The following is a 22427-nucleotide window of genomic DNA, read 5'->3' as shown; positions in this document are numbered from 1 at the left end:
TCATCCGTTCGGGGTCATCCGGGGCGCCGCTCCCCTAGCGTCAGCACCGACGGCTCCCCCACCGTCCTCCCCCTCGAGAACGGTCCCCCATGAGCCTCTCCCTCTCCCGCCCGCCGACCCCGAGCGTCCGCGTCCGCGCCCTCGCCGTCGGAGCCGCGCTCGCCCTCGCCGCCGCGCTGCTCCCGGCGCAGGCCGCCGCCGCCGCCACTCCCGCCACCCTCTCGGTGCTGAGCCTCGGCGACTCCATCACCCAGGCCTACGGGACCTGCGGCTCCTTCGCGGACTGCCCCCGCAACAACTGGTCCACCGGCACCAGCTCCTCGGTGAACTCCTTCGCCTCGCGCCTGCGGACCGCGCTCCCCGGCACCACCGTCACGACCGCGAACTTCGCCACCACCGGCGACGTCGTCGCGCAGGTCCCCTCGCGGATCGACGCCGCGGTCGCCGCCGGCGTGCGGCCGGACGTCGTCACCCTGCTCATCGGCGGCAACGACCTCTGCTCTCCCGACAACCGCGTCGCCTCCGACGGCTACACGATGACGCCGGCGAGCACGTTCCGCACCGGAGCCTCCGCCGCGATCACGAAGATCCGCACCACGTGGCCCTCCGCCCGCATCGTCCTCTCGTCGATGCCGAACGTGGCCTCCGAGTGGTCGGTCGTGAAGACCGGAGTCGGCGCGCTCGTCTGGGCGGGCGGCGACCTCTGCCGGACCACGCGCGGCGTCAGCTCCACCGGCCGCAGGCTCAGCAGCACCACCGCTGCCGCCTCCGCCGCTGCCGCGAAGACGCGGACGACGCAGTACAACACCGCGCTGCAGACGGCGTGCAGCGCCGCCGGTCAGCTCTGCGACTGGGACGGCGGAGCGCTCACCGCGACCCCCGTCACCAAGGGCCTGATCGGGACCACCGACTACTTCCACCCGAGCGTCGCGGGTCAGGCGAAGATCGCCTCGATCCAGTGGGCGGCGTCGAACTTCTCGAAGTAGCGGCCTCCGGAGCGTCCGCTCACGCGTCGAGCGGCCGCTCCCCCTCGCGACGGCGACGCTGCTCCTCCGCGAGCCGCGCGTAGTGCGCCTCCTCGCGCTCGAGGTCGGCGAGCTGCTCCTCGGTGCTCTTCGGAGCGGGCCGCACCACCACCGTCGGCGGCGCCTGCTTCCGGCGGCGGGGCACTCGGCCGCCCGGCACGAAGGATCCGCCGTCGCCGCGCTTCCAGTCGTGCCCGAGCAGGAACCACAGCGAGACGCCGATGAGCGGGAGGAAGAAGATCAGCAGGATCCACACGATCTTGGGCAGGTTCTTGATCACGTTGTCCGGCTGCCGTACGACGTCGACCAGCGCGAGCACGGTCAGGACGATGATCACCAGCGAGAAGACGAACCCCATGCAGTCGAGGGTACGACGCCGCCGCGCGAGCAGAGTGCTACTCGGAGAGTCGCATCACGACTCCGGCGTCGAACACTCCGCGGTCCGCTCCTTTCCTCTCGCGCACCGCTTCGACCTCGCTCCAGGCCACTCCGAGCTCCGACGCGAGCGCATGCAGGACTTCCGCGACGTCCGCCAGCTCTTCGACGGACGGGGCAGCCAGGACCTCGTCGCATTCCTCCTTCAGCTTCGCCAGGAGCCAGGCCCGCCGCTCGCCGGCATCGACGGATCTGAAGCGCGCGTCGACACCGAGACCCCAAAGCAGTGCCGGTACACCGTCTCGGACGAGCTTCTCCCTCGTCATGTCAGCAGCCGGACGAGCTCTGATGCTGACGCGACGGACCCGCCCGCGTCGACGTCGGGGGCCCGGAGAGCGTCGACTGCACCACGGACATCGCTCCACGGAGGACGGTCTCCGGTCACATCGACGGCCGGGCCCCATCGAGTACCCTCCGCTGAAAGTGGACCGAGCACCTTCCCCCACCCCGACAACTCCACCCGATACCCGTTCGAACGCCTCTCCGGATTGTGACCTGGAAGAATGACGGCTGGCACCCCTGATGCCACGCACGTCGTCGCGATTCCATGTCCTCCGTGATGCACGACGGCAGCCAGCTCCGGAAACACTTCTTCGAGATCCCAGAGAGCCGCGACGTGGATGGCGTCCGGGACATGTCGATACGAATCCGCTGACGCCTGGTCTCCGGTCGCCACATAGATTTCTCCTTCCCAGTTCTCGAAAGCGTGCAGGAACTCCGAGTCGATTCCTCCTACCGTCCGATAGAACAGCAACCCGGATCCATGCAGACCCGCTTTGACCGGTCCGAGAACGCCAGTGAAAACCACTTCTCTCATACCGACGCGGCTCTCCATTACGTCAAGACTCGGCGCACTCGGTATTGCGATCAGCCCGCGTTCGAACAGTTCTCGAACATCTCGATCGACCAGGGGAAGCCCTCGCCGCCCAAGAGCCTCGTTGACCGCCATGAGCGGTCCGGTCCAGATCTCGGACACTCCCTCGCCCTGATAGCGGTAGCCGACGAGCTGATTGTCTTGGCATAGCGTGACGATCGGGATGGAGAGCGAAGCGCAAGCTACGATCATCGACAATCGGTTATCGTTGATCACCCGGTCCGGCCTGAACCGCTGGAGCACAGCGACGTCAGCAACGACTGCTTTATCGAACACGCCAGGATCTCCCCATTCTGCCCATGGGTCGATGTCTGCGACACCTTCGCGGTAATAGGCTGTCGTGAAGATTCCCGCCTTCGAGACCAATCGATCGTGCACCGCATTCTGCCGACCGAGTAGAACACAGTCCCAACCCGCGGAGTGAAAAGCCCGACCTATGGCTACCAGGCGCGTGACGTGGCCGGTCCCCCTTCCCCACGAGACATGCAGTACAACGGGGCGCTTCATGTCGCCCTCGCAAACCGAAAATTCTCAACGAGCGCGACGACAGTCGAATGCGATGCAGCGGCGACCAGGCCCACCTCTTCTCCCGCGAGAGCGAGTTCCCAGTCGGCGAGATCTGGAGTTGCGTTCGCTCGCGCGATCACCGTACGCAGGTGATGCGGAGGAAGAGAGCGCGTCAATGGCGTGACGACCTTTTCGTGCGCATTGCCGATGACAACGTAGCCATCGACATCGCTACCAAGGGCTAGGACGTCTCGCCATGATGAGATCTCGATCTCTTGCGCTATTCCTGCATAGCCCCGCAGGTCTAGGGCGCCGGGGATCATGTGGACGTGCATGTGATGACAGAGGCGCTCTCCAGGACGACTTCGAAGACAGTGACCGGTACGCCCGTGCTCGAACAGAACGTAGTCCCCGAACTCTGCACAGATGCGCTTACCGAGGTCGGCCTCCAATGCGTCGAGCCGCTCTGCCGCCTGCGCATCCATGTCTGCGGCCGATGGATAGTGCTCGGTTGTGTAGATGAGGAGGTGACCCTGCCGAAGGGGAGCTGGATCAGAACAGACCGCGAGTCCGTCTTCCTCCCACACTCGACGCGGATTCGACCTGCAGAAGACGCATTCGGGGTCCCAGGTGACCGACATTCTTCATCATTTCCTTTCGCTCGAACTCGATGAGATGGACTGGACTGCGGCAAGTGCTAGATCGACCTCATTTGTCGTAGTTCTCGGCCCGAAACTCACCCGGACAGTCCCGCCATCGCCTGTGCCGAGAGTCTCGTGGGCCAGAGGAGAGCAATGCAGTCCGGCGCGAACGAGAATGTCGAAGCGTTCTTCGAGGAGCGAAGCAGCAACACTCGGGGTCACACGGTTCATCCGGAACGACACCACTCCGACAGGTTCTTCGGCGCTGGGCGATTCGATGAGGGTGACCGCGCCACCACCACTGAGACCAGTAACGAATCGTTCTCGCAAATCGGTTGCTCGACGCCGCCTTCTGGCGATCTCGGCCCCGTCCAACAGCCTCAGAGCCGCACCTAACCCGGCGATTCCGATCCCATTCTGTGTTCCCGCCTCTTGCGACCAGGGCAGCCAGCAGGGATGATCCCGACTTTCAGAACGTCCACCCGATCCGCCGGTGACGAAAGGCGACAACCGGACACCTTCTCCGACAACAGCGCCACCAACACCCAAAGGTCCCCCCAAACCCTTGTGCCCAGCGAACACCAGCACGTCCGCAAGACCCGCGTCGACATCAAGGTACCCAAGCGCCTGCGCCCCATCCACGGCGATGAAAACACCGGCCTCTCTGCAGATTTCAGAGATTTCACGGATCGGAAGCACTGAACCGGAGACGTTGGAGGCCCAGGTGACAATGACCCCGGCGACTCCGCCGGCAAGCAGTTGCTCCTGCAGTCGATCGAGATCGAACGGTCCGCTGGTCGAGGGCGGAATGATCTCATGCCTGACCGAACCCTCCTGCGCCGCTGCATGAAGTGGCCGAACCACTGAATTGTGTTCGAAAGCGGACGTCAGGACGCGGCCCCCGATCGAGCCCAGGTGGTGCACAACCGCATTGAGAGACATCGTTGCATTCAGCGAGAAGGTCACCCGCTCCGGATCGATGCATTTGACCAGATCTGCTAGCGACTCACGAGCTGCCCAGACTTGGCCCTCAGCCCAAGCGGATAGCCGGTGCCCCGACCTGCCTGGGCTTGTTCCACGTTCAGCATAGGATTTCATGGCGTCCACTACATGATGCTCCTTGGGAAAAATGATGCTCCTTGGGAAAAGACGTGGCCGCAGAATCGAGATAAATCACTCCGCACCTCTTCGTGTGGGTCTTCGTCGGTTCGATGTGATGATGAACATATATCCCACAGCCATCCACGCCGACGACTGGCACGAAATGACACTCGCCGCGCCTGGCGCTGTGAGAGCTGGACAGCGGGCGAGCCTTGGCGCCACGTCTGCGCGTGCGCACGGTGTTCACGACCCGAGGGGTGCCACGCGCGCCACACTCTGGTCGCCGAAGGGCACAGCCTGCTACGGTCTCGCACATCGAATTGCGAAGTTACAAGCGAACTGACGTGAAGCGATCACTCCTTTACCGCGACATCGCGGAGTGCAGTCCGCAACGTACAATGAGGGCCGGCTCTGCGATGCCTCCAGGTACGCGAGAAAGGATGAAGGCATGTCAGGACCGTTGATCTTCCCGCAGAAAGCAGACGGTGTTTCTCCGGAGGTTTCAGTCGTCGTTCCGACCTATGACCGCCCTGACGAGATGAGAAGAACTCTGACGACATTAGCGCAACAAGAGGCGTCGTTCACCTATGAGGTCATCGTCGCAGACGACGGCTCTTCGAGCGATACCGTTGCGGTCGTCAAGGCCTTCGAACACGCGATTGACATCTCATACACTCGCCAACGAGACGACGGGTTCCGCCTGAGCGCGGTAAGGAATCTCGGCGCGCGAGCATCTCGGGGCAGAACACTGATCTTCCTCGATTGCGGCACTCTCGCGGGCGAGAACCTGATTCAGTCCCATGCGGCGAACGTGGAAGTCGGTAAACGCAGTACAGCAGGGCCGACCTACGGCTGGGACTTCTCTGGCGAAGATGCCCGTGCATTCCGTTCTCTTGTCAGCGGCCCGGACTGGCGCACAAGACGCATGGAGATGGCTACGCGGCCCGGCTACGCTGATTACAGATCGGACAAGTGGTTGGATGTCGATGTCCGGCGGGTTCCGCTGGCGGTCCCCTGGCGTTTCTACTGGGGACGGAACATTGCAGTGGCGCGATCGGATTTCTTCTCCGCGGGCGGTTTCGACGAGCGCTTCTCAACTTATGGAGTCGAAGATGTGGAGTTCGGCTACAGGCTATGCCGGATGGGCCTTTCTCTTCACTGGATAGAGGACGTGTGGGGCGTAGAACTGCCGAGCATCTCCGAAAATACAGCCGAACAAGCAAGAAGCAATCGAGCTAACCTGGAACAGTGGGCCGATCGATGTGTCGATATGGAAATCGAGTTCTTCATCTGCAACAGGCCCCTGGCGCAATTGGAGCAGCCCGAGTGGGAGCGCGTCGCGAGGTGGGCTCGAGATTCAACGAACAGCCGAGCTGACCTGCAGATCCTTCGTCAGCATCCGAACGACACATCGATGCTTTTCGTCGGACTGATGTCTGAAGTAGCTCATTCACGGTCCGTCGTCGCGCTCGGGCCGGGTTTTCCCATTGCGTCCGAACATCCGAGCGGCTGGTCGACTGCACGGCGACCGGTCAATCTCAACGCGATCGGGATCCGATGCGGTTTCGCCGAACGCGAATTCGACATGGTGTACCTGAGCGATGCGATGGCGCCCCTGGCTGCAGTGTGGGGTGAGCATCTTCTGGCCACGGCCCGGAGGTGCGGGAAGGACCTGTTGCTGGGGCGCGGTCTCGCCGCGGCATTTCAATCAGCGGGGATAGGGTCGGACGGCTTTTAGGTGAGAGATATTCAGTGGCGCGCATCAGTTTCGGATCGCAACGACCCGGGCGACATCGAGGATCCACCTTCGTCCGCCCGCGCCAACTAGACCGGTCAGCGACTAAGGAGGAACCACTGTCTGGCGCTCGCGTCCCACAATCCGTCGCCCTGACCCTGCTGAGCAACGCGACCATCGGAGGCCTCACGAGCGTAGCCGTTCCCGTCTCCCTCGACTCGGCCGGTCACTCAAAGGGCGAGATCGCCGTGTTCTTTCTCGTCAACGCGGCCGCCGCCATCGTCTACAACACCCTGCTCGTCCCTACAGTTCGCCATCACGGGTACCCGCGCAGCGCATTGGTCCTGACCTGCGCAGCCGTCCCGGTCGCCCTCCTTGCACTCCGCGCGACCGCAGGTACATTCGTGCTCGTCATGCTGAGCGGCGTTCTCCTGCTCCTCGTCAGCACGATCGTCCCGCAGATCTTCGGCCGCGTCGCCGCGCAGCTGAGTGACGACGAACAGGTCGCCGCGGTCACGCGTCTTCGGCTGATGACGGTCGGCGGATACATCCTCGGCCTCGTCATCTACTCGGCCGTGTCCGCGCTCGGGCTCGATCCTCTCTTGATCGCCTCCGTGTTCGGCGGCATCACGATGATCGGTGCGACCTGCAGACCATTCGCTGGACGCGCGTTCCCGCGCGAGCACGATGGCGGAGAAGTCGGAACGCCTCGAGCGAGAAGCGGAGCGTTCTTCACTGCGCTCGTCCTCGTGGCGCTTCTCAAGTCGGCCGACACCCTTCGGGGGATCTATCTGCCGCTGTTCGCCGTCTCGTCCGGGCTCCGCCCTGCCGAGGTGCCTCCTTTGTTCCTGATATCGGCTCTACTGGAGTTGGCCGCGCTGCCTCTGCTCGGTCGGCTCAGCGCGGCCCGCGGCAGCGCCGTCACCCTCGTCGTGATCGCCCTCTTCGGGGTCGGATCGTTCTCGCTCCTGCTCCTCGCGACCACCTATCCGGTGCTGCTGCTGGCCCAGGTGCTCTACGCCGTAGTGGGCGTCGGCTTTCAGAGCACCGGCCTGGTCCTGCTCGGTCGAACGAGCAGGGGCGGAGTCGGCGCGGGCGCCAGCGCATACACGGCCGTGACGCAGGTCGGGACCGTCCTCGGAGCAGTGCTGCCGCTGATGGTCGAGGGCTACTCGTCCGGGATCTTTGTCATCGCGACCGTCCTGGTGGCGCTGGCCGGGATGCTGGCCGTCGCGCTGCGGGCGGTCGGCGGACGCTGGTGACGGCATCCGATCGCGCCAGCACACCGGCGACTCTTGCGCACCGGATGCTGACTTTCTCGCGAAGCGCTGAATCAGACCGATGCACGCGTCTCAGCCGTAGTTGCGCACCCCCGCCCGGCCCTTCCGCGCTCATGACACCATCGGATGATGACCGAGACGCCGCCCGCCCCCGCCTCGACACCGGTGAAGAAGCGCCTCACGGCCGCCCGTCTCGCCCTGATCGCCGGCCTCGTCCTCGCCGTCGCCGGCCCGGCCGCGCTCGCACTCGTGCCTCTGCAGTACGCGAACATCGACCGTCAGGGCTTCGACTACGTCTGCAGCGTCAGCCTCGGCGGTGTCCCGCCCGAAGCGGGAGAGCTCGTCCGCGGCTTCTGGTCGTGGTGGCCGCTCGGCGCAGCCTGTGAATGGAAGCTCCTCAACGGCACGACGGTCGTCGACCTCCCCAACTGGTCGACGACCGCCGTCGCGATCGTGGGCGCCGTCCTGCTCGTCGTCGGAGCGGCGCTCGCGATCGCGTCGCCGTTCCTCCGCCGCCGGAGCGCTCCGGCCGGGACCGCCTAGCGGTCGAAGAGGTTCCCGAGGTCGCCGAGACCCGGCAGCTGGAAGTCCGAGCCGAACTCGGACACCTGCTCCCCCAGCCCGGACACGTGCTCGCCCGCGCCGGAGACGAACTCGCCCGCGCCGCCCGTGATGTCGCCGAAGTCACCCAGGTCCCCGAATCCGCCGGCCAGGTTCTCGAAGTCCACGCCGAGACCGGACGCCTGCGCGAGCAGAGGACCGGCGACGCTGCTGATCACGGCACCGCCTGCGACCGCCGCGAGCAGTCCGCCCGCCGCGCCGAGCCCGATGCCCGCCGCCGCTCCGACGCCCGCGCCCGCGAGCGTACCGCGCGTCCCCGGCTTCGAGAACATCTTCTTGAGGAATCCCGGGTTGTTCGCCTCTCCCCGCGTCGCCGCACGCGCCAGGTCGTCGGGGGCGGAGGACCGCGGCTGCTCGTTCGCGGGCAGCTCGTCGCGGAGCCGGGCCTCGACCTGGGTGCGCTGCGCCGGCGTCAGCTTCGCGAACGCGTCGCGGTGGACCTGCTCGAGCTGCTCCGGGTCGGCGGTGCGGAGGAGGTAGTCGTAGCGCGCGATCGCCGCGCGGTCCTCCTGCGTGACCACAGGCTGCTGCCCGGGCCGGGCGTCCTGGGGTCGCGCGGAGGGGCGCTGCGGCGAGCCGTACTGCTGGGGCGGCTGAGCCTGCCCGCTCCGCGAGTCGCCCGTCACCTTGTCGGCGGCGGTGCGCACCAGGTCGCGCCAATCGGTCGTCCCGCTCGAGGACGACCCCGAGCCGCTCTTCGAATCGAGCGCCTTCGACGCCATGCCGAGAACGCGCTTGAACATGCTCACAGAGAACCTTCCGTCGAGTACCAGCCTCGATCATGGCGGCGCCGCCTGAGCGAAGGCCCGCGAGACGCCCTCAGAAGGCCGTGAGCGGTCGGCCGAAGGCCGTCCGGAGTCGTTCCCGGAGGGCGTCGTCGCAGACGTACACGTACGTGCCGAGCATCCCGCGGGTCAGCAGCACTGCGTAGATGTTGACGATGTACTGCAGGAGCTCGTCGTCGGTGTAATCGCGGCCCATCCGTCCCGGGTTGTTCTCCTTGCCCTTCTTGTCGTGGTAATCCGAGCGGGAGACCCTCAGCCGGCCCTTCTCGCTGTCCCACCTCAGGTCCGGGCCGATGACAACGCCCGCGTAGTTCAGGTCGTACCCCTGCACGGTGTGGATCGAGCCCATCTCATCGGCGGAGCCGGGCGACGCGATCCAGTCGACCTGCGTGCTGTTCCAGCGGAGCCGCTCTCCCTGGATCTCGATGTCGGCGGCTGACGGATCCTTCCGCGACGTCCAGCGCCACGCGTAGCCGGCGACCAGCCGCGCCAGACCGCTCTCCTCCTCCCGCTGCCGCAGGTCGCTCCGCAGGGCTCCGAAGTCGTCGTAGAAGCGGAGGTCGTACTCCCCGAGGTCCGGTCGCAGGGGGAGGTCTGCTGCCGTCGGATCGAGGACGGCGCGCACCCAGCCGACGTAGTCCGTTCCGGCGCGCACCCGCATCTGCGAGGTCAGACGGTGCAGGCGGCCGTCCTCCTGGGCGGATCGGATCAACGCGTCGATCGCGGGCCGCGGAAGGTCTGCCGGTCGGACCGACTGCGCCGCGTCGAGAAGGAGGATCTGGTGATCGCTCTTCGCGCGGATCCAGTCGAGCTGAGTCCGTGCGTGATCGTCGGAGCCGAACAGCGCAGTGGTGATGTCCGTGAACTTCTTGTTGAGGGAGCCCGACGGCTGGTTGGCCCGCTGGTTGAGGCGGTGCGACTCGTCGACGACGAGGAGGTCCCAGCGTCCCGGGTCCTCACCGACCTGGAAGGGAGTGAGCACCATCTTCTCGTCGAGCCCTGTGGTCTTGGCGAAGACCTTCTTGATCGAGGAGCGCAGAGACTGCTGCGGCACGACGATCCCGATGCGCAGCCCGCGCAGCAGTTCGCGGGTGTCGGCGAAGAAGAAGTCCGAGAAGACGGAGTCGCCCTCGACGAGGTCGTCCAGCCGGTCCTCGCCGGGAGCCTCCTCCGCTCTGTCGATCCTCTCAGCGAACAGCCGGACGTCCGCGAGGAGCTTGAGGAGGTAGACAGCGACGATCGTCTTGCCCGTCCCCGGCTCCCCCTGAACGATCGACGTGGACTGTGTCTGCTTCCCGAGGTCCTCGACGAGCGCGTCGACGATTCCGACGACCGCCGCCGCCTGCTCGGAGGTGAGCGTCTTGAAGGGCGACAGTTTGAAGAGGTCGCTGTTCTCGATCTCGGCGATGCTCCGCGTGAACAGGCCTTCCAGGCGCAGCTGCTCGAAGATCTCGGCGAAACGGTCCTGGTAGGCCGCCCGGTCGTAGTAGTCGGAGTCGACGATCCCCTCGTTGCGATTGAGGACAGCGAATCGACCTTCCGCGAAGAGCAGCTTGATCAGGAAGGACTCGAGATCGAGGCAGACCGACTTGTTGAACCTCGGATCGACGATCACGCGCGCCGTCTGGAGGTCGACCTTGTCGACCGAGCCCAGGTGCTGCCGCAGCCGGCTCGCCGCGCTCCTCGTCTCTCCGACGTAGACCCGCGGGAGCCGCCTCGCGCGGCGCTTGCCCTCGTCCAGGACGTAGACGACCGGCCAGTTCGAGCGGCGGTCGTCCGTCATCGCCCAGGCCTTGACGGACGGCCCGTCGAAGACGATCCGCTCGATGTCAGAGGGCGTCATACCGGGCGCTGCTTCCCCGAGCCCTGTCCACCGGGTACTTCTCGCGCGTCCGCATGAGCTTCGACCGCACCAGGTCCTCGGGGTCGGCGCCGATCCTGTCGGCGAGCAGCAGGCAATAGGTGAGGACGTCCGCCAGCTCGGATCGGACGGCATCCCGGTCGGCGTCGTGGCCCCACTGGAAGCATTCGAGCAGTTCCCCCGCCTCGATGGCGATGCTCTTCGCCAGATTCTCCTCCGAGTGGAACTGCGCCCACTCCCGCTCGGCGACGAACGCGGCGAGTTCGTCGCGCAACTCACGTGTGGTCATGGAGCGACGCTAGCGCAGGCCCTGCTTCCCGACACGGGCGGCAGCAAGGGCCGGCGGCCCGGGGCACCGAAGCTGCCGCACGCAGGACCAGCCACTATCAGGGCCGTTCGCCCGGCGTGCGTCGACCGCCGAGTGTGCGAGCGCTTACGGCGTGGCACCCGACCACCTGAAGAGGCTCTCCAATCAAGTCTTCCTCGCGCGTGTTCTCGTTCACGCGGACGAGACCGTCACCGTCGAGTTGAACGAGCCCTTCGCCGCGATCGCCTCAACCGCCGTTCAGCTCGCACCACTCGAAAGAGTGGTGCTCGGAACCTCACCAGCTTCCTGGAAGCCGAGATCGGCGCCGTCTCGGCGTTTTTCTCTGGCAAGGGTCTTGGTGACGACACTGTGGTGCCCCTGGAGGGACTCGAACCCCCAACCTGCTCCTTAGGACGGAGTCGCTCTTCCATTGAGCTACAGAGGCCGGCCGAGCCAGTGTACCCGCCGTGCCCCGCCCCCCGCGAAGCGACGACAGGGCCCCACCACAACGCCAGCGAAGCACGCCACGGCCCTCGTCGCGGCGACTGCGCGGCACACCCCTCTTGACACGAAGGCCTCCCGCCTCCATGGTTAGTTACAACACCAACTAACCACCCAACCCAGCACCGAAGGAGCCCGCGTGGACGACTCCCGCCCGCTCTTCCTGCAGATCGCCGAGCAGATCGAGAACGACATCATCGACGGCGCACTGCCGGAGGAGTCGCAGGTCCCGTCGACCAACGAGTTCGCCGCGTTCCACCGCATCAATCCGGCCACCGCCGGCAAGGGCGTGAACCTGCTCGTCGACGACGGGGTGCTCTACAAGAAGAGGGGGATCGGCATGTTCGTCGCCGAGGGGGCGCGCGACCGGCTGGTCGAGAAGCGCCGCACGCAGTTCCGCGACCAGTTCGTCGCTCCGCTGCTCGCCGAGGCCGCCAAGCTCGGCCTCAGCACCGAGCAGCTCGCCGACATGATCACAGAAGGGGGATCGCGATGAGCGCGGTCATCGAGGTCCACGACCTCACCAAGCACTACGGACGCATGCGCGCCGTCGACGGCATCGGCTTCGCGCTGGAGGAGAACCGCATCCACGGCCTCCTCGGCCGCAACGGCGCGGGCAAGACGACGCTGATGTCGCTGCTTACCGGCCAGGAGTTCGCCAGCTCGGGCGAGATCCGCGTCTTCGGGCAGTCACCTGTGGAGAACGCCGCCGTCCTCTCCCGCACCTGCTTCATCAAGGAGAGCCAGAAGTACCCCGACGACTTCAAGGTGAAGCACGTCCTGCGCAGCGCTCCCTGGTTCTTCGACGGCTGGGACGAGGCGTTCGCCCGCGAGCTCGTCGAGGACTTCCGCCTCCCGGTCGACCGCAAGATCAAGAAGCTCTCCCGCGGACAGCTCTCGGCGATCGGAGTGATCGTCGGTCTCGCCTCCCGCGCCCCGCTCACGTTCTTCGACGAGCCGTACCTGGGGCTGGACGCCGTCGCCCGGCAGCTGTTCTACGACCGCCTCCTCCAGGACTTCGCCGAGCACCCGCGCACGGTCGTCCTCTCCACCCACCTCATCGACGAGGTCAGCAGCCTGCTCGAGCACGTCCTCGTCATCGATCAGGGCCGCCTCGTCGTCGACAGTGACGCGGAGGAGCTGCGGGGTGCTGCGGCAACGGTCATCGGACCCCGGCAGGCCGTCGAGTCGTTCACCGCCGGACGCGAGGTCATCGCCCGCTCCGCTCTCGGCAGCCGCGCCTCGGCCACGCTCCCCCGGCTCGACGACGCCGGCCGCGCCTCCGCCGCCCGCCACGGGCTCGAGCTCGAGTCCGTCCCCCTCCAGCAGCTCGTCGTCCAGCTCACCACCGGGAAGGCCTCGGAATGACCGCCCTCACCGGCGCCCCCGCGCGCCACGACACCGCCGCCGGCCGCCTCGGCAGCATCGTCCGCCTGCATTTCGCGAACCCCGCCACCATCCTCTACACGCCGCTGATCATCACGGCCGTCATCCTGGCGGGCAACCTGGTCGTCTGGTGGCTGATCCTCCGCGGGCTCGACTCCGGCGAGCGCCTCGAGGCGCAGGAGGGGATGACCTACTCCGGCGCGTCCTTCTTCCTCTTCGTCTACATGATGGTCGTGGCCGTCCAGTCGGTGAACGTCACCTTCGGCCTCGCCCTCGGCTACGGCGCCACCCGCCGCGACTTCTCCCTCGGCACGGCCCTCACCTTCGTCGCCCTCTCGGTCTTCTACACCGGCGTCTTCGTGGTCCTCGGGATCGTGGAGCGGGCGACCGACGGCTGGGGCTTCGGCGGCAGCTTCTTCCGCTCGATCTACTTCGGCGGGGACTCCGTGGGCGAGCAGGCTGTCGCGGTGCTCTGCGCCCTGCTCTTCTTCTTCTTCATCGGAGCGGCGACGGCGGCGGTCTACGTGCGCTGGCGCCAGCGCGGGATGCTGCTCTTCTTCGGGATCCTCGGCGCCCTCCTGCTGGCCGTGATCACCCTCCTCACGCTCACCGAGAACTGGCCCGCCGTCGGCTCCTTCTTCGGCAGCGTCGGATACGCGGGCGGCTACGCCCTCTCGCTCATCCCGACCGCGATCGCCGGAGTCGCGGGCTGGGCGATCCTCCGCCGCGCCACCCCGCGCAGCAGCTGACACCACCGCCCCCGATCCGAGAGGACCGACCATGACCGCCCCCGCTCGCCGCTCCGCCTCCTCGCGGAGGATCCTCTCCGTTCTGAGGCTCCACCTCGCCCACCCCGGGACGGTCCTCGGCTGGCCGCTGCTCGTCCTGCTCGCCGTCCTCGCCGGCAACCTCGTGATCTGGTGGCTCGTCCTCCGCGGGATCGGGGCCGAGCGGGGCGGCGGTGACTCCGGCATCCTCCTCGTGGGGCCGGGGATGCTGATCGTCGTCTTCCTCTTCATCGGCTCCATCCAGGCCACGACCGCCACCTTCGGGCTGGCGCTGAGCTACGGAGCGACCCGGCGCGACCACGTCCTCGGCAGCGCCCTCGCCTTCGCGGCACTGTCCGTGCTCTGGTCCGCGATCGTCGTGGCCCTCGGGGCGATCGAGGAGGCGACCGGGGGCTGGTGGCTGGGCGGCGCGCTCTTCCTCGCCTCTCCCCTCGACGGCCCGTGGCTCGAGCGCTTCGTCGTCCTGCTCTGCTCGCTCCTCGCCGCCTTCGCCCTCGGCGGAGCAGCGGGCGCGGTCTTCCTCCGCTGGCGGGAGCGCGGAGTGACGGCCTTCCTCCTCGCCCTCGGAGCGGTGGCACTCGCGGTGGTCGTCGTCGTCGCTCTCGCCGGGGGCCGGCCGGTCGTGGTGGACGTCCTCGAGAGCGCGGGCACCGCCGGAGCCGCCGCTCTGCTCCTCGTCCCCGCCGCGCTCCTGACGGCGGTCGGCTCGCTGGTCCTCCGCCGGGCGACGCCGCGCGGCTGACCCCCTCCGGAGCCGGGCCTGCAAGGCCCTTCCGCCCCGGGCGTCCGGATGCCAGCGTGGGCACATGGCCGACTCCCCCGCTCCGTCTCTCCTGCCCGTCCCCGAGCACAGCTGGATCGCGCGACCCGCCGACGCCGAGCTGACCCAGGACACTCTCGACACGGTCGACGCCTGGTGGCGCGCCGCGAACTACCTCGCGGTCGGGCAGATCTACCTGCTCGCGAACCCGCTCCTGAAGACCCCGTTGAGCCGCGAGGACATCAAGCCCCGCCTGCTCGGCCACTGGGGCACCACCCCCGGCCTCAACCTGATCTACGCGCACCTGAACCGCGCGATCCGCGAGCGCCGCCAGCCGACCCTCTACATCACCGGTCCCGGCCACGGCGGACCGGGCATGGTCGCCAACGCCTACCTCGACGGCACCTACAGCGAGATCTACTCCCACATCGACGAGTCGGAGGAGGGGCTGCGCCGCCTCTTCCGCCAGTTCAGCTTCCCCGGGGGCATCCCCAGCCACGCCGCCCCCGAGACCCCGGGCAGCATCCACGAGGGCGGAGAGCTCGGGTACGCGCTGAGCCACGCGTACGGAGCGGCCTTCGACAACCCGGACCTCCTGGTCGCGGCGGTCGTCGGCGACGGCGAGGCCGAGACCGGCCCGCTCGCCACCAGCTGGCACTCCAACAAGTTCGTGAACCCGCTCACCGACGGCGTCGTCCTGCCGATCCTGCACCTCAACGGCTGGAAGATCGCGAACCCGACCGTCCTCGCCCGCATCCCGCAGGAGGAGCTCGACAGCCTCCTCCGCGGGTACGGCCACGAGCCGTTCCTCGTCGAGGGCGGCTTCGACGGCGAGGACCCGATGCGCGTGCACGAGCGGTTCGCCGACGTCCTGGACACGGTGCTCGACCGCATCGCGGCGATCAAGGAGCGCGCCGCCGCCGGCGACCTCTCACGCCCGGCCTGGCCGATGATCGTGCTGAAGACCCCGAAGGGCTGGACCTGCCCGACCGAGATCGACGGCGTCCAGGTGGAGGGCACCTACCGCTCGCACCAGGTCCCGCTGCCCAACGCCCGCGACACCGAGGCGCACACCCGCCTCCTCGAGGACTGGCTCCGCTCCTACCGCCCCGAGGAGCTCTTCACAGAGGACGGCGGCGTGGCCGACCGCGTCCGCTCGCTGGCTCCCGAGGGCGAGCTGCGGATGAGCGCGACCCCGCACGCGAACGGCGGGCTGCTGCGGCAGACTCTCGACCTGCCCGACTTCCGCCGCTACGAGGTCGTCGTGGAGCAGCCGGGTGGCACCGTCGCGGAGGCGACGAAGGTGCTCGGCGAATGGCTCGCCGACGTCATCCGCGCCAACCCGACCAACTTCCGCCTCTTCGGGCCGGACGAGGTCGCGAGCAACCGGCTGCAGTCCGTCTACGCCGCCACCGACAAGCAGTGGGACGCCGAGCTCAGCCCCCTCGACGACCACCTGGCCCGCGCCGGGCGGGTCATGGAGGTGCTCTCGGAGCACCAGTGCCAGGGCTGGCTGGAGGGCTACCTGCTCACCGGCCGCCACGGGCTCTTCACCTGCTACGAGGCGTTCATCCACATCATCGACTCGATGTTCAACCAGCACGCGAAGTGGCTGGACGGCACCCGCGACATCGAGTGGCGCCGCCCGATCGCGAGCCTCAACTACCTGCTCTCGAGCCACGTCTGGCGCCAGGACCACAACGGCTTCAGCCACCAGGACCCCGGCTTCATCGACCACGTCGTCAACAAGAAGCCCGAGGTCGTGCGCGTCTACCTGCCCTTCGACGCGAACACGCTCCTCTCGACCTACGACCACTGCCTCCGGAGCGTCGACTACGTCAACGTGGTCGTCGCCGGGAAGCAGCCCTCGCCCCAGTGGCTCACGATGGCGGAGGCGGTCGCCCACTGCACGCGCGGACTCGGCATCCTGGAGTGGGCGAGCAGCGAGCGGCAGGGCGAGTCCCCGGACGTCGTGCTCGCCTGCGCGGGCGACGTGCCGACCCTCGAGACCCTCGCGGCGGTGAGCATCCTCCGCGAGACGCTGCCGGACCTCGCGATCCGCACGGTCAACGTGGTCGATCTGATGCGCCTGATGTCGGAGTCGGAGCACCCGCACGGCCTCTCCGACCGCGAGTTCGATGCGGTCTTCACCCCCGACCGCCCGATCGTGTTCGCGTACCACGGCTATCCGTGGCTCATCCACCGACTGACCTACAAGCGGACCGGCCACGGCAACCTGCACGTGCGCGGGTACAAGGAGAACGGCACCACCACCACTCCGTTCGACATGGTGATGCTCAACGACCTCGACCGCTACTCGCTGGTGATCGACGTCATCGACCGGACCCCCGGCCTCGGCGCCCGCGCCGCCGGTCTCCGCCAGGAGATGCAGGACGCCCGCATCCGCGCCCGCGCCTACACCCGCGAGCACGGCGAGGACATCCCCGAGGTCGCGAACTGGACCTGGGCCGGCGAGCGCTCCGGCAACGCCAGCCAGAGCACCGGCAACGACAACGAATAGCGCCGGGTCGCGCACCACGCCCTCCACTGACGGGTCGCGGTCGTGTCGCTGGCAAGGCGGAGGAGGAAGCGATACCGGCGGTATCGCGCCCGACGACAACGCCGCCAGCGGCGCGACCGCGGCCCGTCAGGCGGCGGGAGCCAGGTAGTCGTCCCAGTCGGGCTGCGTCCGCTCCGCGCCGCGCACGAGCCAGGAGCCGGCGCGCGGCATCCGGGGGACGGTGCGCAGACGCCATCCCATCTCGTGCGGGGTGCGGTCGCTCTTGACGTTGTTGCAGCGCTGGCAGCAGGCGACGAGGTTCTCCCACGTGTCCCGGCCCCCGCGCGACTTGGGCTGGACGTGGTCGATCGTCGCCGCGTGCTGACCGCAGTAGCCGCAGCGGTGGTTGTCCCGGCGGAGCACGCCCCGGCGCGACACCGGCACGCTCCGGCCGCTCGGGATGCGCACGTACCGGGTCAGCACGATCACCGAGGGCCGCACATGGTCGCCGTGCGCGCTGTGCACCGGATTGCCCTCGTCCGCGGCGATCACGGTCGCCTTCTCCGTCATCAGCAGGACCAGGGCCCGCTTGAACGACACCACCGCGAGCGGCTCGTAGCCGGCGTTGAGAACCAGAGTGCGCATCAGTGACCTCCGTGCTGTCGCACGCCGTCGCGCGAAGGCGCCGCGACCACGAGCAAGGGCGCCGTCGTGATGACGGCGCCCTGCGAGGCCGCGGCGGAGTGCCGCGCGATGACGTGGAGTCGTATCCGCGTGTCGGAGGAGTGCACCGCCGCGGTGAGGACCCGCGCGCGTATCGAATCGGCCGGCCGCACGCGCGAGCGCAGCCCCACGCTGTGGCGCCCGCTCCGCTCGGCCATCCCGGCACTCCGTCCCTCGACGAATCGATCCGCTCGCCACGCGAGCGGACTGGGGTTCAGGTTAACCCTTCACGCCCGGAACACCAGGGGTCGGTCCGGATTCGTCACGCGGCGTTCACACGGCGGGACGACGAGAGCCCGCCCCCTCCAGGAGGGGACGGGCTCTCGAACGGATCGACCGGATCAGCCGTTGATGCGCACGATCCGGTAGTCGGAGGTCCACAGCGGCTGCACGCGGACGCTCGCGCCCTCGTAAGGTGCGTGCAGGATATTGCCGTTGCCGGCGTAGAAGCCGTCGTGGCCGTCCATGATGACGAGGTCGCCGGGCTGCGCGTCGGCGAGCGAGACGGGGGTGCCCATGGCGCCCTGGCCCGCGGCCGAGTGGGGCATCGAGATGCCGTACTGCGCGAAGACGTACATCACGAAGCCGGAGCAGTCGAAGCCGCTCGGGTCGGCTCCACCGAAGACGTAGGGCACGCCCTGGTACTGCATCGCCGTGTCGAACACCGCCGAGAGGCTGTAGCTGGTGGTCGGGGCGGCAGCCGCGATCTCGCTGGCCGAGGCACCGGAGTAGGAGTTGAACTCCTCGGCGGTCTCGGCGCGCGCCTCGGCGACGTCGCTCGTGTCGACGACGGGCTCGGCCACCACGACGGGCTCGGACTCCGGTGCGGGCGGCGGGGGCGCCGCCTCGGCCGAGAAGCCGTCTCGGGCGATCGCGGCCTGCACCACTCCGCCGTCGACGGCGACGGTCTGCGCGGAGCCCTGGCGGAGGAGGTCGGCTCGCGATGCCGCGAACAGGCCGTCGTCCTGGCTGCCCGGAGTGAAGGCGTAGGCGGGGAGCGCCATCGTCGCGACCAGCGCGCCGGCGAAGCCGACCATCGCGACCTTGCCGACGACACGGCCCCGGCGCTTGCGCGGGGTCCCGGCCGGCGACGGCACGAAGTCGGTGATGTCCGCGCGGCGGGCAGGAGCTGCGGGAACGGCGCGACGGGAGACGGGTGCGTCCCCGTGGATCCGGGCGCGGATGACCGGGGGCCGGTTCTCGAAGGTCGCGTCGCCGGAGCGGTCGGGGTGGTTGGAGCGGAACCGGTCGGGTGAGCCGGCGTCCTCGTTCGGGGTGAGGGGGTTCTGGGGCAAGGGGGAGATCCTCCGACGTCCCCTCAGCCCAGGCAGCTGTCCCGTCTCATGCACGAAGCATCGGTGTGCACAGGATCCGAGACGGGTGTGGGGGCGTCGGATCCCGCGCCCTGGGACCGAGGCTCGGCCGCAGGGCTCCACAGAGCGTAAGCGACCGTTACCGATTTGTCACCTTCTCGGCGGGAAGAGACCGCTCTCCCGTTCGCCTCCGGTCACCGGATGCGGTAAGGGCCCGTACGGGCCGCTCCCAGGGAGGCGCGGGTCAGACGACGAGGAAGATGTGCGCCGCGACCTCGTTGGGCAGCTCGATGCCCGCCTCGGCTCCGTCGATGCGAGCGAGCACGTAGCCGTTGAGGGCCGAGAACTCGCCCTCGGCACCGGGGACGACCCCGGCCTGCTTGAGCTGGAGGAGGAGCTCCGGATCGACCTGCGCCGGCTCGCCGAGGCGTCGGACGACGCCGCGGCGGGGCTCGCTCGACCCGGCGACGAAGCGCGGCAGGCTGATGACGCCGTCGGCGAAGCGGGAGGCGGGGGTGTCGCCGAGCTCGTCCAGGCCCGGGATCGGATTGCCGTAGGGCGACTCCGTCGGGTGGTCGAGCATCTCGAGGAGACGGCGCTCGACCTGCTCGCTCATCACGTGCTCCCAGCGGCAGGCCTCCTCGTGCACGAACTCCCAGTCGAGCTTGATGACGTCGTGGAGGAGCCGCTCGGCGAGGCGGTGCTTGCGCATGACGTGGATCGCCTTGCGGCGGCCGTCGGAGGTGAGCTCGAGGTGGCGGTCGCCCGAGACGACGACGAGGCCGTCGCGCTCCATGCGACCGACGGTCTGCGACACGGTCGGCCCGGAGTGGCTGAGCCGCTCCGAGATGCGCGCGCGCAGCGGGATGATGTTCTCCTCCTCGAGCTCGAGGATGGTGCGCAGGTACATCTCGGTGGTGTCGATCAGATCCGTCATCTCAGCCTTCCCGTCTCGGCGCGCTCCACCCTAGTGGTCGCCACGACGCAGCATCGGCGCTGCGGCGCGACGCAGGCCTCCGTCGCTCGGAGGAGGGGTGCGGGCCGGGAACCCTAGTATTAACGCATGCCGGACCTCACCATTCCTCGCGAGCTGCTCCCCCACGACGGACGGTTCGGCTGCGGCCCGTCCAAGGTGCGGCACGACCAGCTCGCCCACCTCGCGACGCAGGGCGCGCACCTCCTCGGGACCTCGCACCGCCAGGCGCCCGTCAAGGACCTCGTCGGGCGCGTGCGCAAGCACCTCGCCACGCTGTTCCGCATCCCCGACGGCTACGAGGTCCTGCTGGGCAACGGCGGCTCGACCGCCTTCTGGGACGCCGCCGCCTTCTCCCTCATCGAGCGCCGCGCCGAGAACCTCACGTTCGGCGAGTTCGGCCAGAAGTTCGCGGCCGCCGCCTCCGCGCCGTTCCTCGAGCCGGCCCACGTCGTCTCCGTCCCCGCGGGGTCCCGGAGCGAGGTCGAGATCGTCGAGGGGATCGACGTGTACGCGTGGCCCCACAACGAGACGAGCACCGGAGTGATGGCCCCGGTCCGCCGGGTCCGCGGCGACGAGGGCGCGCTCACCGTCATCGACGCCACCAGCGCGGCGGGCGGCATCGACGTCGACATCGCCGAGGCCGACGTCTACTACTTCGCCCCGCAGAAGAACTTCGCCTCCGACGGCGGACTCTGGTTCGGCCTCTTCTCCCCCGCCGCGATCGAGCGGATCGAGCGCATCGCGGCGAGCGGCCGCTACATCCCCGAGTTCCTGAGCCTCAAGAACGCCGTCGACAACTCGCGCCTGAACCAGACGCTGAACACTCCGGCGCTCTCGACCCTCCTGCTGATGGAGTCGCAGCTCGAGTGGATGAACGCCTCGGGCGGCCTGGCCTGGGCGTCGGCGCGCACGGCTGAGTCCTCCTCCACGATCTACGACTGGGCCGAGGCCTCGAGCCTCGCCACCCCGTTCGTCGAGGTGCCCGAGCACCGCTCCCAGGTCGTCGCGACCGTCGACTTCGACGCCTCCGTCGATGCCGCTCTCGTCGCGAAGATCCTCCGCGCGAACGGGATCGTCGACACGGAGCCGTACCGCAAGCTCGGCCGCAACCAGCTGCGCGTGGCGACGTTCGTCGCGATCGAGCCGGACGACGTCCGCTCGCTGCTCGGCTGCATCGACCACGTCCTCGAGCGCCTGGCGGTCTGAGGCACGCCATGCGGCTGTGGCTGCGCGAGGAGGAGCGGCGGCCCGCGCCGCCGCCCTACGCGAGCGACGACGCGACGGCTCTGCTGGTCGGGTGCGTCGTCTGGGCGGTCGCGCTCGTGGCCGTGCTCGTGGCGACGGCCGTCGGAGCCGTCATCGAGCCGGTCGTCCTGTCGACCGTCGTGATCGGACTGGTCCTCGGCACGATCGGGCTGTTCTACAGCCGCAACCGCCGCTAGACCGCGTCGGTCTCCATTCGAAGCCCGGTGCCGTCGGCCTCCGGCTCGAGACGGACGCGCAGGCCGGTGAACTCGCCGAGGCGCTCGACGTGGGTGCCGCCGCACGCGATCGCGGCGTCCCCCGCGGGGAGGGTGCAGCGCCATGTCCGCCGCGTGCTGAGGAGGTCGTCATCGCGCTCGATGCGCACTTCCGCGTCCGAGGCGATCCACTCGGCGAGGAGGGCGTTCACCCGCTCCTGCACCTCGAGGATCTCCGCCAGCAGGCGGGCGGTGTCCATTCCGCTGCGTCGGAGGGACTTGCCGAGGCGGTAGACGTCGGTGGAGCCGGACTCGCGGATCCGCGAGGTCTGGATCGCGGCCTGGTCGAAGTCGGGGTTGCCCAGGGCGTCGGTGCGTGCCGGCTTCGACCAGAACGAGGCCAGAGCGGCGTTGAGGGCGAGGGAGGCGAGGTGGCAGGCGGTGTGCCCGCGGGAGAGCTCGTGCCGGTGGTCCGCGTCGACCTCGACGTCGACCTCGTCGTCCACATGGAGTGAGGAGGCGTCGTCGACGATGTGGACGACGACGAAGCTCCACTCCGGAGTGCCGAGCCGCGCCGGGAGCCGCTCGCCGACGTGCAGCTCGCCGCCCTGCCATGCCCCGATGCGGCAGTCGATGAGGGGAAGCCGCTCCCCCGCCACGACCAGCGCACCGCGGTCGGGCCCCTGGTCGGGCCAGGTCGAGTCGACGGGGTGAGCGGCGGTCGCATCGAGGACGACCGCCCAGCGGCCGTCCTGCAGCCGGCCCACGTGCTGCACGCGCCCGGAGGAGCGCACGGCGCCGTCGGGATAAGCGATGCGGGTGTCGGAGTCGATGCTCATCGGGCGGCG

Annotated in this window: 23 protein-coding genes and 1 tRNA gene; 11 read left to right on the top strand and 13 right to left on the bottom strand. The window is 68.4% G+C overall.

Translation table 11 applies throughout. The features are described from left to right. Positions 1-89: 89 nt before the first annotated feature. Positions 90-986 (top strand): GDSL-type esterase/lipase family protein, encoded by an 897-nt coding sequence (locus tag C5C56_RS02035; RefSeq protein WP_104319033.1) that lies wholly within the window; start codon positions 90-92, stop codon positions 984-986. A gap of 19 nt (positions 987-1005) precedes the next feature. Here the strand turns inward: C5C56_RS02035 and C5C56_RS02030 are convergent, their stop codons facing one another. The 5 genes from C5C56_RS02030 to C5C56_RS02010 form a co-directional block, all read right to left on the bottom strand. Next, complete coding sequence (locus tag C5C56_RS02030; protein ID WP_104255426.1) at positions 1006-1383, bottom strand: PLD nuclease N-terminal domain-containing protein; 378 nt, start codon at positions 1381-1383, stop codon at positions 1006-1008. A 37-nt stretch (positions 1384-1420) separates the two neighbouring features. Beyond that, positions 1421-1726, bottom strand: coding sequence for a nucleoside triphosphate pyrophosphohydrolase (locus tag C5C56_RS02025; protein WP_104226465.1), 306 nt, complete (start codon positions 1724-1726; stop codon positions 1421-1423). Then, complete coding sequence (locus tag C5C56_RS17450) at positions 1723-2712, bottom strand: glycosyltransferase (protein WP_146076538.1); 990 nt, start codon at positions 2710-2712, stop codon at positions 1723-1725. The genes C5C56_RS02025 and C5C56_RS17450 overlap by 4 nt, the downstream gene beginning before the upstream one ends. A 125-nt stretch (positions 2713-2837) precedes the next feature. Continuing rightward, the gene (locus tag C5C56_RS17445) at positions 2838-3326 is read right to left on the bottom strand and encodes a hypothetical protein (protein ID WP_181137547.1); all 489 of its coding nucleotides are present in this window, start codon (positions 3324-3326) and stop codon (positions 2838-2840) included. Positions 3327-3488: 162 nt separating this feature from the next. Continuing rightward, complete coding sequence (locus tag C5C56_RS02010) at positions 3489-4613, bottom strand: aminotransferase class V-fold PLP-dependent enzyme (protein ID WP_258065549.1); 1125 nt, start codon at positions 4611-4613, stop codon at positions 3489-3491. A 418-nt stretch (positions 4614-5031) separates the two neighbouring features. On the opposite strand from C5C56_RS02010, the gene C5C56_RS02005 reads away from it, so the two are divergent. From C5C56_RS02005 to C5C56_RS01995, 3 genes are all read left to right on the top strand, one after another. Continuing rightward, the gene (locus C5C56_RS02005; protein ID WP_104319031.1) at positions 5032-6321 is read left to right on the top strand and encodes a glycosyltransferase; all 1290 of its coding nucleotides are present in this window, start codon (positions 5032-5034) and stop codon (positions 6319-6321) included. Positions 6322-6566: 245 nt separating this feature from the next. Next, the gene (locus C5C56_RS02000) at positions 6567-7580 is read left to right on the top strand and encodes a hypothetical protein (RefSeq protein WP_104226470.1); all 1014 of its coding nucleotides are present in this window, start codon (positions 6567-6569) and stop codon (positions 7578-7580) included. A 147-nt stretch (positions 7581-7727) separates the two neighbouring features. Next, positions 7728-8141 (top strand): hypothetical protein, encoded by a 414-nt coding sequence (locus C5C56_RS01995; protein WP_146086435.1) that lies wholly within the window; start codon positions 7728-7730, stop codon positions 8139-8141. Here C5C56_RS01995 and C5C56_RS01990 read toward each other — a convergent pair. The 4 genes from C5C56_RS01990 to C5C56_RS01975 all read right to left on the bottom strand — a co-directional run bounded on the left by C5C56_RS01990 (position 8138) and on the right by C5C56_RS01975 (position 11617). Then, complete coding sequence (locus tag C5C56_RS01990) at positions 8138-8962, bottom strand: hypothetical protein (protein WP_258062356.1); 825 nt, start codon at positions 8960-8962, stop codon at positions 8138-8140. The genes C5C56_RS01995 and C5C56_RS01990 overlap by 4 nt on opposite strands. A gap of 76 nt (positions 8963-9038) precedes the next feature. Continuing rightward, positions 9039-10847, bottom strand: coding sequence for a DUF2075 domain-containing protein (locus C5C56_RS01985; RefSeq protein WP_104319029.1), 1809 nt, complete (start codon positions 10845-10847; stop codon positions 9039-9041). Then, a complete protein-coding gene (locus C5C56_RS01980; protein WP_104246730.1) occupies positions 10834-11154 on the bottom strand; it encodes a nucleotide pyrophosphohydrolase in 321 nt (106 codons plus the stop codon). Before C5C56_RS01980 ends, C5C56_RS01985 begins: the two co-directional genes overlap by 14 nt. Before the next feature lie 388 nt (positions 11155-11542). Beyond that, positions 11543-11617 (bottom strand) — tRNA-Arg (locus C5C56_RS01975). A 195-nt stretch (positions 11618-11812) separates the two neighbouring features. On the opposite strand from C5C56_RS01975, the gene C5C56_RS01970 reads away from it, so the two are divergent. The 5 genes from C5C56_RS01970 (at position 11813) to C5C56_RS01950 (ending at position 17128) form a co-directional block, all read left to right on the top strand. Continuing rightward, positions 11813-12169, top strand: coding sequence for a GntR family transcriptional regulator (locus C5C56_RS01970; RefSeq protein ID WP_104224613.1), 357 nt, complete (start codon positions 11813-11815; stop codon positions 12167-12169). Next, positions 12166-13041: an ABC transporter ATP-binding protein gene (locus tag C5C56_RS01965; RefSeq protein ID WP_104224612.1), complete on the top strand. Its 876-nt coding sequence runs from the start codon at positions 12166-12168 to the stop codon at positions 13039-13041. Before C5C56_RS01970 ends, C5C56_RS01965 begins: the two co-directional genes overlap by 4 nt. Continuing rightward, a complete protein-coding gene (locus C5C56_RS01960) occupies positions 13038-13808 on the top strand; it encodes an ABC transporter permease (RefSeq protein ID WP_104233881.1) in 771 nt (256 codons plus the stop codon). Before C5C56_RS01965 ends, C5C56_RS01960 begins: the two co-directional genes overlap by 4 nt. A gap of 31 nt (positions 13809-13839) precedes the next feature. Continuing rightward, positions 13840-14589: a hypothetical protein gene (locus C5C56_RS01955; protein ID WP_104319028.1), complete on the top strand. Its 750-nt coding sequence runs from the start codon at positions 13840-13842 to the stop codon at positions 14587-14589. A gap of 64 nt (positions 14590-14653) precedes the next feature. Beyond that, on the top strand, positions 14654-17128 hold the full coding sequence (locus C5C56_RS01950; protein WP_104319027.1) for a phosphoketolase: 2475 nt from the start codon (positions 14654-14656) through the stop codon (positions 17126-17128). A gap of 126 nt (positions 17129-17254) precedes the next feature. Here C5C56_RS01950 and C5C56_RS01945 read toward each other — a convergent pair whose 3' ends face one another. From C5C56_RS01945 to C5C56_RS01930, 3 genes are all read right to left on the bottom strand, one after another. Next, positions 17255-17752 (bottom strand): HNH endonuclease, encoded by a 498-nt coding sequence (locus C5C56_RS01945; RefSeq protein ID WP_104319026.1) that lies wholly within the window; start codon positions 17750-17752, stop codon positions 17255-17257. 419 nt (positions 17753-18171) lie between these two features. Beyond that, positions 18172-19125 (bottom strand): C40 family peptidase, encoded by a 954-nt coding sequence (locus C5C56_RS01935; RefSeq protein WP_258065540.1) that lies wholly within the window; start codon positions 19123-19125, stop codon positions 18172-18174. A gap of 262 nt (positions 19126-19387) precedes the next feature. After that, positions 19388-20080, bottom strand: a complete 693-nt coding sequence (locus C5C56_RS01930; RefSeq protein ID WP_104224606.1) for a metal-dependent transcriptional regulator — start codon at positions 20078-20080, stop codon at positions 19388-19390. A 126-nt stretch (positions 20081-20206) separates the two neighbouring features. Between C5C56_RS01930 and serC the strand changes: the two genes are divergently transcribed. Both serC and C5C56_RS01920 read left to right on the top strand, forming a co-directional pair. Then, positions 20207-21325 carry a phosphoserine transaminase gene (serC, locus tag C5C56_RS01925; protein ID WP_104319025.1) on the top strand — a complete coding sequence of 373 codons (1119 nt, stop codon included), beginning with the start codon at positions 20207-20209 and terminating at the stop codon, positions 21323-21325. Positions 21326-21333: 8 nt separating this feature from the next. Then, entirely contained in the window at positions 21334-21561 is a 228-nt protein-coding gene (locus C5C56_RS01920) for a DUF2530 domain-containing protein (RefSeq protein ID WP_104224604.1), read from the top strand. Here C5C56_RS01920 and C5C56_RS01915 read toward each other — a convergent pair. Further along, on the bottom strand, positions 21558-22418 hold the full coding sequence (locus tag C5C56_RS01915; RefSeq protein WP_104319024.1) for a metal-dependent hydrolase: 861 nt from the start codon (positions 22416-22418) through the stop codon (positions 21558-21560). The two genes, C5C56_RS01920 and C5C56_RS01915, sit on opposite strands and share 4 nt — an antisense overlap. Positions 22419-22427: the final 9 nt, after the last annotated feature.

Source organism: Rathayibacter sp. AY1D1, from assembly GCF_002932635.1.
GTDB lineage: Bacteria > Actinomycetota > Actinomycetes > Actinomycetales > Microbacteriaceae > Rathayibacter.
Note: the sequence above shows the minus strand (reverse complement) of the source record. Positions and strands in the feature narration are given on the sequence as shown.

What these genes read in the sequence shown, in the direction of transcription:
- C5C56_RS01980 (WP_104246730.1), bottom strand. Translation starts at nt 11,154, where the DNA reads ATGACCACACGTGAGTTGCGCGACGAACTCGCCGCGTTCGTCGCCGAG.
- C5C56_RS01950 (WP_104319027.1), top strand. Translation starts at nt 14,654, where the DNA reads ATGGCCGACTCCCCCGCTCCGTCTCTCCTGCCCGTCCCCGAGCACAGC.
- C5C56_RS01985 (WP_104319029.1), bottom strand. Translation starts at nt 10,847, where the DNA reads ATGACGCCCTCTGACATCGAGCGGATCGTCTTCGACGGGCCGTCCGTC.
- C5C56_RS01990 (WP_258062356.1), bottom strand. Translation starts at nt 8,962, where the DNA reads ATGTTCAAGCGCGTTCTCGGCATGGCGTCGAAGGCGCTCGATTCGAAG.
- C5C56_RS02025 (WP_104226465.1), bottom strand. Translation starts at nt 1,726, where the DNA reads ATGACGAGGGAGAAGCTCGTCCGAGACGGTGTACCGGCACTGCTTTGG.
- C5C56_RS01915 (WP_104319024.1), bottom strand. Translation starts at nt 22,418, where the DNA reads ATGAGCATCGACTCCGACACCCGCATCGCTTATCCCGACGGCGCCGTG.
- C5C56_RS01995 (WP_146086435.1), top strand. Translation starts at nt 7,728, where the DNA reads ATGACCGAGACGCCGCCCGCCCCCGCCTCGACACCGGTGAAGAAGCGC.
- C5C56_RS02035 (WP_104319033.1), top strand. Translation starts at nt 90, where the DNA reads ATGAGCCTCTCCCTCTCCCGCCCGCCGACCCCGAGCGTCCGCGTCCGC.
- C5C56_RS01955 (WP_104319028.1), top strand. Translation starts at nt 13,840, where the DNA reads ATGACCGCCCCCGCTCGCCGCTCCGCCTCCTCGCGGAGGATCCTCTCC.
- C5C56_RS02005 (WP_104319031.1), top strand. Translation starts at nt 5,032, where the DNA reads ATGTCAGGACCGTTGATCTTCCCGCAGAAAGCAGACGGTGTTTCTCCG.
- C5C56_RS02030 (WP_104255426.1), bottom strand. Translation starts at nt 1,383, where the DNA reads ATGGGGTTCGTCTTCTCGCTGGTGATCATCGTCCTGACCGTGCTCGCG.
- C5C56_RS01920 (WP_104224604.1), top strand. Translation starts at nt 21,334, where the DNA reads ATGCGGCTGTGGCTGCGCGAGGAGGAGCGGCGGCCCGCGCCGCCGCCC.
- C5C56_RS17445 (WP_181137547.1), bottom strand. Translation starts at nt 3,326, where the DNA reads ATGGATGCGCAGGCGGCAGAGCGGCTCGACGCATTGGAGGCCGACCTC.
- C5C56_RS01960 (WP_104233881.1), top strand. Translation starts at nt 13,038, where the DNA reads ATGACCGCCCTCACCGGCGCCCCCGCGCGCCACGACACCGCCGCCGGC.
- C5C56_RS01945 (WP_104319026.1), bottom strand. Translation starts at nt 17,752, where the DNA reads ATGCGCACTCTGGTTCTCAACGCCGGCTACGAGCCGCTCGCGGTGGTG.
- C5C56_RS01930 (WP_104224606.1), bottom strand. Translation starts at nt 20,080, where the DNA reads ATGACGGATCTGATCGACACCACCGAGATGTACCTGCGCACCATCCTC.
- serC (WP_104319025.1), top strand. Translation starts at nt 20,207, where the DNA reads ATGCCGGACCTCACCATTCCTCGCGAGCTGCTCCCCCACGACGGACGG.
- C5C56_RS01965 (WP_104224612.1), top strand. Translation starts at nt 12,166, where the DNA reads ATGAGCGCGGTCATCGAGGTCCACGACCTCACCAAGCACTACGGACGC.